The organism is Paenibacillus turicensis (assembly GCF_050461185.1).
Taxonomy (GTDB): Bacteria; Bacillota; Bacilli; order Paenibacillales; family Paenibacillaceae; genus Fontibacillus; species Fontibacillus turicensis_A.
On sequence record NZ_JBCMOR010000001.1, the window covers coordinates 239,549 to 251,730 of the forward strand.

Annotated in this window: 8 protein-coding genes; 7 read left to right on the forward strand and 1 reads right to left on the reverse strand. The window is 37.1% G+C overall.

The genetic code is table 11. The features are described from left to right. Positions 1–83 precede the first annotated feature (83 nt). The 7 genes from ABE099_RS01000 to ABE099_RS01030 all read left to right on the forward strand — a co-directional run bounded on the left by ABE099_RS01000 (position 84) and on the right by ABE099_RS01030 (position 11,049). Entirely contained in the window at positions 84–2,297 is a 2,214-nt protein-coding gene (locus ABE099_RS01000) for an McrB family protein (protein ID WP_430026712.1), read from the forward strand. Continuing rightward, entirely contained in the window at positions 2,269–4,683 is a 2,415-nt protein-coding gene (locus tag ABE099_RS01005) for a DUF2357 domain-containing protein (protein ID WP_430026713.1), read from the forward strand. Before ABE099_RS01000 ends, ABE099_RS01005 begins: the two co-directional genes overlap by 29 nt. 52 nt (positions 4,684–4,735) lie before the next feature. Beyond that, positions 4,736–5,134, forward strand: coding sequence for an 8-oxo-dGTP diphosphatase MutT (gene mutT / locus ABE099_RS01010; protein ID WP_430026714.1), 399 nt, complete (start codon positions 4,736–4,738; stop codon positions 5,132–5,134). After that, a complete protein-coding gene (locus tag ABE099_RS01015; protein ID WP_430026715.1) occupies positions 5,127–5,540 on the forward strand; it encodes an HNH endonuclease in 414 nt (137 codons plus the stop codon). Before mutT ends, ABE099_RS01015 begins: the two co-directional genes overlap by 8 nt. Before the next feature lie 23 nt (positions 5,541–5,563). Beyond that, on the forward strand, positions 5,564–6,028 hold the full coding sequence (locus ABE099_RS01020; RefSeq protein ID WP_430026716.1) for a GNAT family N-acetyltransferase: 465 nt from the start codon (positions 5,564–5,566) through the stop codon (positions 6,026–6,028). A gap of 326 nt (positions 6,029–6,354) precedes the next feature. Next, entirely contained in the window at positions 6,355–7,188 is an 834-nt protein-coding gene (locus ABE099_RS01025) for a methyltransferase domain-containing protein (protein ID WP_430026717.1), read from the forward strand. A gap of 465 nt (positions 7,189–7,653) precedes the next feature. After that, positions 7,654–11,049, forward strand: a complete 3,396-nt coding sequence (locus ABE099_RS01030; protein ID WP_430026718.1) for a HEAT repeat domain-containing protein — start codon at positions 7,654–7,656, stop codon at positions 11,047–11,049. A 159-nt stretch (positions 11,050–11,208) separates the two neighbouring features. Here ABE099_RS01030 and ABE099_RS01035 read toward each other — a convergent pair whose 3' ends face one another. Beyond that, a complete protein-coding gene (locus ABE099_RS01035) occupies positions 11,209–12,147 on the reverse strand; it encodes a GNAT family N-acetyltransferase (protein ID WP_430026719.1) in 939 nt (312 codons plus the stop codon). Between the last annotated feature and the right edge of the window lie 35 nt (positions 12,148–12,182).

The window sequence follows — 12,182 nt, forward strand, 5'->3', positions numbered from 1 at the left end:
AATAGCTAGAGAAACTAAAAATAAAGAAGATTAATTAATGAAATTAATGAGATAATTTTTAATCTGTAGAGGAGCTACATAACATGATAAAACAGCAAAAAAGTTGGTGGAAGGACAATGAGATTCCTAATCTTATTGGGCGTAAAAAGGTCGATTTTTCTATCTTTCAAGATGGGTCACATATTCCAACAGACTTTCATGAGGATTTTATGGACGCCAATCAAGGACATTTACCAGGCCCAGGACAGAGTCAGAAGCTAAAGTTAATTTATGAAGATCATACATTTGAAGCTTTATTAATTAGAATACGCCAGGCATCAGGGAGAGAAGTACTTCATATCCGTTATACAGGAAGGCAGGAAATAAAAGAGCTATTAATCAAAAATTTTACTCATTCATATAGCTACATCATGAATGAAAGAGCAAATCAACAAACGGATGAGCAGAAGAAGACACAAGTGAATGTACCAGATGACCAGGCAGAATATATAAATTTTTATGAAACAGGTACTCCATATGAGTACCGTATGGAATTTTTAATTTATACGCATATGCCAAATGTTTGGTGGGTAAATCAGGGAGAAACTATTCAAGCAGCAAAAAAAGAGGGGATCCTATGGGCTCCGCTATTAAATAAAAAAAATAGGAAGGAACAGCATTGGGAGAGAATGCTGGAAGTGAAGCAAGGAGATATTATTTTACACTATTCCAATAAAGCTATTCGGTATGTTAGTCAAGTGACAGATGCGGCAATTGAAGCTTCCAAACCAGCATCACTGGAGCATAAAAGTAACAATTGGGAGGAAAAGGGACGTCTGATCCATACTTCTTACAACGAAATAGTGCCGACTATTGCAATTGAAGATATTAATCAACAGATTATGCAGTTGAATATTACTCAAGGACCCCTTCATTCAGGTGGCGGAGTTAATCAGGGGTACCTTTATAGATTTTCTAGACAAGGTTTAAAAATGTTACAAACTCGTACACCAGAAGTAAACTGGCCAAGTTTTACGATTTTAGATTCAGGAGAGTTAGAGACTTCGTTAATCCAAAGTGAGGTGATACCAATTTTACCACCAAATGATGATAAGATTTCAATGGTACTTAATAAGATCAAGTCTTATATCCAGCAAAAAGGCTTTTTCTTCCCTAACCATCTCATCGAAAACTTCTACCTTTCTCTAAAAACAAAACCTTTTGTTATTTTGGCGGGAATTTCTGGTACAGGTAAAACACGTCTTGTAAAACTTTTTGCTGAGGCTCTTGGTGCTACTAAAGAAAATAAACAGTATACATTAATTCCAGTTAGACCAGATTGGAGTGATCCTTCTGATCTAGTAGGTTACAAGGACCTGACAGGTAAATTTAAGCCCGGTCCTTTAACAGATATTTTAGTTGAAGCGAGAATACCAGAGAATCAAAATAAACCATATTTTATCTGTTTGGATGAAATGAATTTAGCTCGGGTAGAGCACTATTTTAGTGACCTACTAAGTGTATTAGAAACACAAGAGTGGGTAGAAAAGAAAATCAAAACACAAGATATTATTTCATCATCAAGCTTAGACACAACTGAAGATCAAATCAAATACAGTAACCTCTCGATTCCAGAGAATGTATTTTTAATTGGAACAGTAAATATGGATGAAACTACATATCCTTTTAGCAAAAAGGTGCTTGATCGGGCCAATACAATAGAGTTCAATAATATTGATCTTAATCAGTTTCCTATTAATTTACTTGAGCATGAATTGACAGGAGATTCTGATGAGATTAATGGAGCTGTGTCTGAGCACCAAAATAATCATTTTTTATTACGATCCGATTATTTACAACTTATTGATGCATATGAAATGCATAAAGATTTAGTTGTTCGGACTACTGAAAGATTAGTAGAAATAAATGCTCTATTAGAAGATGCACATGCTAATGTAGGCTTTCGTGTTCGGGATGCGATATGTTTCTATATGATCTACAATGAAAGATTCAAGTTAATGAGTGAAGAAGAAGCTTTTGATCATCAGTTGATGCAGAAAATTTTACCGCGTATTCAAGGCAGTAATTCTTCGGTTCGACGTGTATTGTTGGAGTTAATGAAAGTTACTCTTGGGAATAACAGTGGGGTGACACTGAATATGAAAGAACTAATGGATAATGTTGCTTCCGAACTATATTCCAAATGGGAGAGGGGAAAGACTCCACCTAATAGTAAATACCCACAAAGTGCACGTAAGCTTGCTTTTATGCTAAGGAGGCTGGATGAAGATGGATTCACCTCATATTGGCTCTCTTAAAGAGCAGGTAGAATTGCTCCGCGTAGAAACGGAGCTTTTTACTCTTTTCATACAAGGAAGACCCTATCATCCTACGGTTGAAGCTTTGCAACTTCATCGCTCTTCAGATGAAGACTGGCTGAATGCGAAGTTGGGATTTGTAGGCTCGAAGCAGCTTGGTGAGGTCCAGATTAAGATTTTTTCACCGGAAGCTAATAGTTTAGTGGATTGGCGACCAGGGGAGAATGTATTTCCATGTTTCTATGAGACACAATCGTATGAAGTAGTAATTCACAAAAAGAATGGGAGTAAGCTTTCTTTTTTTCATGAGAATGTTTTGCTCCGACAAGCAATTAAGCCTTTAGGTGAATCTATACTTGCAGGTGTTCTAAATTTTGCTAACGAGGTCGGATTAACAGAATGGGAAATCCGTCTTGATGAACAGACCTTACTCCGTGTAGAAATGGAAATTTTTCCATCCAAGATGGATTATAAGCTTGATTATCAAAACATACTAAAAGAAGTAAATGAGCAAATATACAATTTAACTTTTGATTTCCTACGTAAAACCTATCAACTCACAGGATTCCGTGACACACAAAACCAGAGTTTGACAGAGTTTTTTACAATTCTTCAAAATGTGTTTAGACAGCTCTTGAATGCTATTGATCGAATCAACAAGAATCCTAATTATAAATTGATACAGGATTCTCGTTTAGTGGATGCCAATCGGGTTAAAAGGGCAGGAAAACAAAATATACGTGAGCTGACCAAACATCCTGAAAGGTTAATAGAAGATAGGACTAGTGGATTTTTGAAGATTGGTAGCAAAAATTATAGGGTTACAAAATTAGTGGAGGCCGATAAGCAGATTTCCTATGATACTAATGAAAATCGGTTCATTCGCTGGATGCTAGAACAAATTCATAGGAAGCTAAGGGAACTTAAAAAGCGTTGGACAGTTAGAAGTCGGACTCCCGATCCCTTACTCATAAAAAACATTGACACAATGCTTAGCCAATTGCAGACATTGATAAACATGAAGTTTTTACGAGAAGTAGGAGTATTAAGACAAATTTCAGTTTCTCTAGTATTACAAATGGCTCCGGGATATAGAGAGGTTTATCGCTGTTATCTGTTATTGCTTAAAGGATTATCCATTGAAGGCGATCTACTTCGTCTGTCCATGAAGGATGTCGCACAACTCTATGAATATTGGTGCTTCTTAAAACTGAATCAAATTCTTGGTAAGCGATATAAGTTAATAAAGCAGGACATCATTAAAGTGAATCGTAATGGAATTTTTGTAACACTTGATCGTTCCCAGAGTGCCAAAATGGTGTATATAAATCCAGTTAACAAAGAGGAATTTATCTTGAATTACAACACAATTCCTGTTTCAAACAAGATGCCAACACTCAATCAACGCCCTGATAATGTACTTACTTTAAAGAAAAAAGATGCTGGTAAAATTAAAGAATACAAATATGTATTTGATGCAAAATATCGTTTGAATCCAGCATATGAAGGGACCCAATATCATCAATCTTATGGGCAACCAGGACCACAAGAGGAAGATATTAATACCATGCACCGCTATCGAGATGCAATTGTATACCAGGAGGTAGGCACGGGGGAATATGAACGGAGCATGTTTGGTGCATATGTCCTTTTTCCTTATCATGATGAAGAACACTATAAGAATCATAGATTTTATAAGAGTATTGAGCTATTAAATATTGGTGCTCTACCATTTTTGCCCAACACAACAAGCTTGGTAGAATCTTTCCTGGAAGAAATTATTCAGGATAGTCCTGAAAAGGCATTTGAACGGTCTACCCGTCCACAGGGGACTAAAGAATATTATAAAAATCAACTAGTAGGTAAAAATGTTCTCGTTGGTTCTGTTCGAGGGCCAGTGCAAGTAGAAATAGCACTAAAAAACTCCTTTTACCATGTACCGTTAAAGAATCTTTTGAATGTGAATCTGCTAACGCAGATTGAATATGTTGCTATGTGCCAGTCTAGAAAAAAATTTAGTACTTCAGATCAAACGGGAATTCATTGGGTAGGTGAAATATTAGATTGGAAGGTTGTCAAGCGTAAGGAGATTAAGGAAGTACCTTCTCGTCCAGGTACCGAAGAAGAGTTATATGTGCGATTTACGGTTGCAGAGTGGAAACGGTTAGGTTCTCCTATTGCATTAGGAGGACAAGGGATTTATACAGTCCTCTATACTAATAAGTACCTTATGGATCGGGCTTTAGAAATTGCAGAACTAAGATTAGAAACAGAAGAAGACTTAAGGGAATGGCGTGAGAAGCGTCGTAAAGGAAGAGTACAGGTAAAGTTAGATCATAAGCAGTATGTAGATTTGGGCAGTGTTATAGAGATTAGGAATATTTAAGAGTGTATGACTATTAATTAAAATATTATGGTTTAACAAAGAGGTATATGAAATGATGAAAACAATTAAAGTTATTGCTGGAGTCATTATGCACGAAGATAAAGTTTTAATTACTAGACGAGCTCCAAAAGAGAAAATGGCTGGTGGATGGGAATTTCCAGGTGGGAAAATTGAGTTAAATGAAACGCCACAGGAATGTCTCATTAGAGAACTTAGAGAAGAACTTAATATAACTGTTTCTGTTGGTGAATTTTGCACAGAAGTAAATCATAATTACGACGATATAATCATTAATCTTGTTGCTTATTATTCTACTATAGTTGCCGGGGAAATTATGATGACTGTGCATGATAAGTACAAGTGGGTTAGGGTTGCTGATTTACTTCAATATGATCTTCTACCAGCAGACGTTCCTATAGCCAAAAAGATAATGGAGGATTTCTATGAGTAATTTCAATAAATATAGAGTCGGACAAACAGTAACACATGCTGATATTATAGCTGACTTTAAATGTGCAAATATGGGAGGGATGCGTAGGTCTAAAGCTACTAATACGTTAATCTTAATTTCAGATCACACAAAAGGTTTATATGAGGATAAGTGGATCGGAGACATTTTACATTATACTGGTATGGGTAAAAAAGGGGATCAAAGTATACTATTTATGCAAAATAAAACTCTAGCTCAGTCAGATAAAAGTGGTGTAGAAGTTCATTTATTTGAAGTATTTGAACCTACTGAATATATTTATCGTGGAATTGTATCTTTAGCAGATGAACCTTATCAAGAAACACAAAAGGATGATGAGGGTACCCAAAGAAAAGTGTGGATGTTTCCTTTGAAATTACAATCATAACATTACAAATTAGGCGGTGTTCCATGACCTACAGACCTTCAAGATTAAGCGATATTCCATTCATTTCAGAACTGAAACTAAAAATGTTTAAGGAGGTGGGGATGTCGCATTTACTGATTGATAATTTTCTTGAAGAAGTAATTTCTACATACAATACGCTATATACAAGTGGGTCTGCGCAGCATTTTGTAATAGAAGAAGAAGGGGAAATTATTGCTTGTGCTGGAGCGTTTATAAAAGAGGATATTCCTTATTGTTTTTACAAAGATCGTAAGTATGGTTTTATCGGTGATGTTTATGTGGAACCACAGTTTCGTCAAAGAGGGTATGCTAGAACATTAACAAATGCCCTTTTACATTGGTTAACTAATAAGAATATCGTAACCGTAAGATTACTTGCTAGTCATAATGCTCGACATTTATATGAATCAATGGGATTTAAGGGAACTGATGAAATGACTTTTCGGTTTCAAACTGAGTTAAGCTAAGAAATGGTGGACATGATTTTTGAAATAGCCCCTTTTAGGGCTTTTTTTATTTTATCTGATTTTTACCCCTTCAACATTTATGGAATCATTGTACAAAAAATCATATCCATTTCTCCAAAAAGCTCTATAATTTAGGAAAACATTCTCATCAAACACAGATTCATAAACAACATATTTAATTGCTCATTTAAATAAAAATTTACCAAGAAGTACAAATCTCTACACATGGTACCGGAGAGGTGGTGGTGATATGAGTGAAAGCGATATTAGCGACATTAGTGGCATTATAATAATTAGACAATTAAATATGATGAGGAGATGCTTTCATGAGTTACAACCCCGAAATCCCGAAAAACAGGTACGATAATTACGAAGATCGTGAATGGACTCGTCTCGAAAAAGATGGGCACGGAGAACTTCTTTACCATGTGCATTTGGATATACTGAAGCGGTACATTTCTCAGGACGATAAGGTTTTAGAAATAGGTGCTGGTTCTGGACGATACACCAAAGACCTCGTGAAGATGTGCGATGAACTTACTGTAGGGGATATTTCTACACATCAAATCGAATTTAATAAATCGAAAATGAAAGAACTTTCATTGTTTGATCAAGTGAAGAGTTTTTGTGTATTAGATGTGCTGGATATGGGGGATTTTGAAGATGCCTCTTTTGATTGCATTGTGTGTATTGGTGGTGTAATCAACTACCTTCTGGATAAAGAAAAAGACGGAATAAGTGAAATGTTAAGAGTGTTAAAGCCGGGCGGAATCTTAATTGTAGGTGCGATGAGTTTTATCGGTGCATCCCTTTATTATTTAGATGGTATCAGATATGAAAAAGACCAATTTGGTCTTGAGGCTACGAGGTGGCTATATAATACAGGCGTGCAAGATGAAGAGCATTATCCTGTCCCAAGTAAGCATTATGTTCATATGATGAGAAGCTCTGAAATGGATACCTTATTTGCTGATTTTCCTGTCACTGTAAAAGAGCGAAGCTCTGCTGGATTATACACACAAGCTGGCGATGTTGCATTAGAAAATGCCAGACAAGATAAGGAATTTTGGGAGCTCGTTATAGAAAAGGAAATTGCTTTTACTAAACTACCAGGAACACTGGATTGTGGAATGAATTTGATTTATGTGGTAGAAAATTAGGCTCTATTTAGAAATTAGTACTTGTCAACGACTGGAGGCTGGTAGCTACGGTCCAGAGAGTTCTTGCAATTGTTGTTAAAACCAACTTCCTTTTAATGAAGTATAATTATGGATGGAACTTGATTTTAAGAGACAACCTTAAGAATCTCTCTGTCTCTTCGCTAGTTTGGGTTAGTCGTCAGGCACTGATTTCAAGATTGAGCCAAATAAGATAAGTAATTTACCTCTAAGAAAGATTGAAAAATTCAAAATGGAAATAGATATTCCTTGATTATTAGCCTTATGACTGTAATTGTCATGGGGCTTTTTTAATTTCACATCATTCTTAACGATACCCACTATATATAAGCAGTGTATAATAAATACATGGGATTTAATTAGGAGCTATTCTCAGAATTACCGTATAAGTGAAGCTTGCAAAAGTTAGATTAACTCTTAGTTGGAGCAGAGGAGGAAGAATAATCAATGGCATTAAAATTTAAATTTACAAATAACCATGATACGAATAAAAAGTTGTTACTTGAGGAATTGGATTTGTTAGGTTACTCCAAGCGGATGAAAGAGGTAGCACTTTTGGGCAGGCAATCATGGAAGCGGAACCAAAAGGAAGAATATGCAGGGTTGCTTGTGGCACTGCTGGAGAGTGGAACTGCTTATGAAGCACATCTAGCTCTAACGGGAGCCGCTGTGACAGGAGATTCACAGGCTGTAATGCTTGCTCTCAAACATGCTAAGTCAGGGGTTAGGAAACGTGCCGCAACACTTTTAACTGTAGTAGTCACTGATTCTACATATAATATTGAGGCTGAAATCATTACTTTTTCCCTAGAATGTCGTGATCAATTGTTAGATGGCATTGTTAAAAATAACAGACAAGACTGGGCAGAACGTTTATTAGAGCTTGTACTCTCTCGTTGGGGGGCGAAGGAAGCAGGGAAGTTATTGTCTATATGCTCGGAGGAAACGGTCAGCAATAGACTTCCCCAAATCGGATATGCCATAAACAATTGGCGCCTGCTAACCAAAAGACATCCTGATGAGGTCATCAAGTATGTGGATTACACATTGCAGCAAGCTGCTGAAAGTGAAAAATTAAGCTTATGGTGGACATTGGATACAGCGATTGAGGAGCTAAGTGTACAAAGGCCAGCTATGGTGCTAGATTTTGCACTGAAATATGGACCAAGAAATTACATTCATCCAGTGATTAAGCAACAGCTAGGTAGATTAATGTTATTTGATTCCTCAGGGGTATTTGAATTGCTAACTCGTGATGAAATAAGAGGGCATTTAATAGAACAGGGGATGCCACCAGTTGTTTTGAAGAAGCGGTCATGCTTTACTACTGAACAATGGACAGTGCTAGGTAGCATATTGTCAGACAACCCTACTCATCTAGCAAAAGTATTGGACACTCTAGCCCCATCCAAGCGTACAGCAATTTTTAATGCGGCATATCCTGAATATGAGCGAAAGCTTCGGGTTTTTCCTATCTCATTGCTAGATGTTTTGCCCCATCAATTACGTGACAGTGAAGCGAAGCGTATGCTTGGTTTGCGAGAGATTCAGGAGAATGAGGAGCAGATGCTTGAAATTACTGCACGTCTATTGATTGATCATGCTAGAGAGCAATTAGTGCTAGCCACGAAAACGTCAAATGCAAATGAACGCGCTAACGCCTATGGCCGTCTTATACAAAGTACCGCCCTTTCCCGAAGAGGGATGGAGGAGACGCTTCATTTTCTTATTCGGGTTAAAAACGATCAGGACCCCGTTCGCATGGTCGTCATGAGCGAGCTAGCAAATTGCCCTGTTACCTTGTTTAATGAGGAGCAAATCAGTGATTTGACTTTGCTAGTGGATATGGTTGTTGAAGCTAGAGATACTTCTTATGGAACAAGATTAGCAACGGAAAAGCTAGCATTTCGTATTTTTCAAGCACATGTCTTAGAAATGGAAAGTAGTATGTTTGGGTTTGCTTTGTGGGTATTCGAGCGTATGACCATGCGAAGTGGGCAATTTATGTTATTTTCTAGAGATTGGAGTGGTATACCTACTCCTGCGCTGGAGTCTTTATTTGATAAAATCTATGATTTTAGTATGGAGGCAAATAAGCGTGAAAATGATCATGTGATACTTCAAATCGCGGATGCTTTTGGCAAAGCAATTGATCGTTTACCTAAGCTACAGAGTTTGTTAGGTGAAATAGTCAAGAGCAAAAAGGTGTCAAGACAAGCTGTCCGATACTGGTTAGCTCCTTTTGACACAAGAGATGAAAGAGTGAGGGAATTACTAGATTTAGATCCAACCTTTATTGCTTTTTATGAAGTGTTTCAGCATTTACATTTGAAGCGCCAAGAATGGCTAGATCCATTTATTTCGGGGAAAATTTTAAAAGGAAAGCATTTAACAGGCAAAACGATTTACCTAATTCCTGCCCGTGATGGATTTCATCGTTATTTGCCTCGTCAACAACAACAACTTGCTACTCTTCTAGAGCGAGTGGCACTAGATACCAAAAGAAGCTTTTATGAGCGTGCATCAGCGATGAGGAGTTTGGCTTCTCTGCCTGATTACGAATCAGCGCAATGGGATTTGCTATTGCAGGACAAGGAAGTGCATGTTGTGGAAGCGGCTCTGCATGCGCATTCGTTAATTGAGCAACCTGAACAAGCGATTTTAATGTTGCTAGATAATCTTGAAGGAGATCGTGCGCGTGTTGCGATGTATTCCATCCCAAGATGTGCAAGGAGAGTAAATCCGATCTTTTTAACGTCAAAGCTCTCAACACTCTTAAATAGAGATAAGCTGAAAATCACAGTGAAAAAAGAGGCAATTCGACTGCTTGGGTATCATAGAAGTAGTGAAAATCAGGTCTTACTTCTTTGTGAACACGAAAAGCCTAATAATCATAAAGACGTTATTATTGCTATTGGTCATGCGGCAAGACAATATTTGGATTATGAACAAAGTTGGGAGATATTAGAGTGTATGTCTTTATCTTTGGAGCGGGACATTGTGCGTAGCTTATTTAATCAATCACCTGTAGCACTTCCGAGAAAAATGCGTCAGCGTTATTTGCATTTGATAACTAAAGTTACTAGTCATTCTGATCCTGTAGTCGTTAATGATGCTTTTCGTACTATGACTTCCTGGGTTTATGGTAACGAATTTATGATTGCAGAATTTGCAGGTAAAATATTTGTTGATCTACAGAAGAACGGACAGTGGCGAGCTGCTTTAGATACACTCATCATGGCTAGCAGTGAAGGACTTGTGAACGATCGGGTTGTTGAGTTTTGTAGACAACTTTTGAATGCAGGTATGCAGGAACAATGTGATACGGGGAGTAAACGGGATTTGCCTGCAAGACAACGTCTCATAGCTCTAATTGATAAATTAGTTGCTAGAATCCTTCCTGAAAGAAAACGTTTAACTTCGTTATTTATCGGAATAATTGACTGTCTGAAGAAGGATAATTCAATGAAACTGGAAGTTATTCGATTACAATTAGCTATGACACAGTGGGACAATCCTGACCTAGCCACTCTTAACTTGGACCAAATCACTCAAAGTATAGAGCAAGAGCCTCTTTTGCTAGAGTATGTGTGTAATCAGACTAATCATATTGTAAATTCAAGTGTGCCATATTGGAGACCAGAGCAGTTACTTGATATCGTTGTTCGTTTAGAGCAAGACCACAGACTTGCTTCCACTTACGTTGCTCTTTCTTTGTTAAAAATAGCAGGTGTGGCCCTGTTGTGGAATGACACTTGTAAGGCTTTATTGAATAAATTTCGTAATCACGAGCACAGGCTTGTTGTAATAAAAGCGATGAATATTTGGACGGTTAAAGAGTGATTGTTTCAATATTAGTATGGGGACTGTGCATGCTTTTCATGGTGTGAAAGAAACAGAAAATTGTGTGAATGTGTTGCTTAAAAATGACGAGGAACTGACTCTTGTTTGTTAAACAGGAGTCAGTTCCTCATGTTCGCTAATGAGTTATATTTTTATCTTCTAAGCTATCGACGTAACCGGATGCTTCACCTTCGCAGGATACACGTTGTCCCCAGTTGTTCTTACAAACAAACCATCATTAATAATCTCACTTTTGAGTTCAATACCCTTATAATCAGGTGTGAAATGGAAGGTGGCTTTTACCGTATCATTACCGCCAATTGTAGCTAAAATATTTTGAATGTTGCTTTCATTCATTTCATTAATGCTAATAATATCAAAGATGTCCATGTGATTATTTTCCTTATTAAAAATAGCAATGACGTCCTCGTTTTCTAGGTAATAAATATGATCACTAAACACGTTCAGGCAATAATACATGACGATGCCTTTGGTGTTATTTGTTCCGAAACGTTGAGAGACGGGTAATCTTTCTGATGCAAATTTAGTAATCAAACGTAAGTCCTCCGCTTGGCAGACATCTAGTTTTCTAATGCTAGCTTGTGCTAGTGGGCTTGGAGTAGGTGTTGTAACGTTTGTTAAGCTCATTGAAGAGTCTGTAGGAAAATCAAATGGAAAGTCTATTGAAAAAATATGCTCTTCTACAGCTTTAAATCCAAACTTCGGATAAAATTCAAGCACAGTTTCATTAGCAAAAAGATACATGAAATCCACCTTGTTTTCGAATTCCTCTATCACCTTATTCATTAAGTTCGCAGATAATCCTTTTTTTTGATAGTCAGGGTGGGTCATAACGGTTCCAATTTGGATTGCTTTTTTCTTCTCTCCATTAATCACTAACTCCAGCACATTAACTGAAGCATTTGCTATAACCTTCTCCCCTTCAACAAATGAAAAAGGTATGTATCCTTCACCCCAAAAACCTTGCTCATACCAGTCTTCAAAGCTTATATCAAAAGTACGCTTAGCAAGTTCAAAGAAACTTTTTCTAAGCGTCTCATTGTTTTTATAATTCTTTACAAATGTAAATTCCTGCATGTTTTTTCCCCCTTTATATTCGGTTTGGTTTTGGT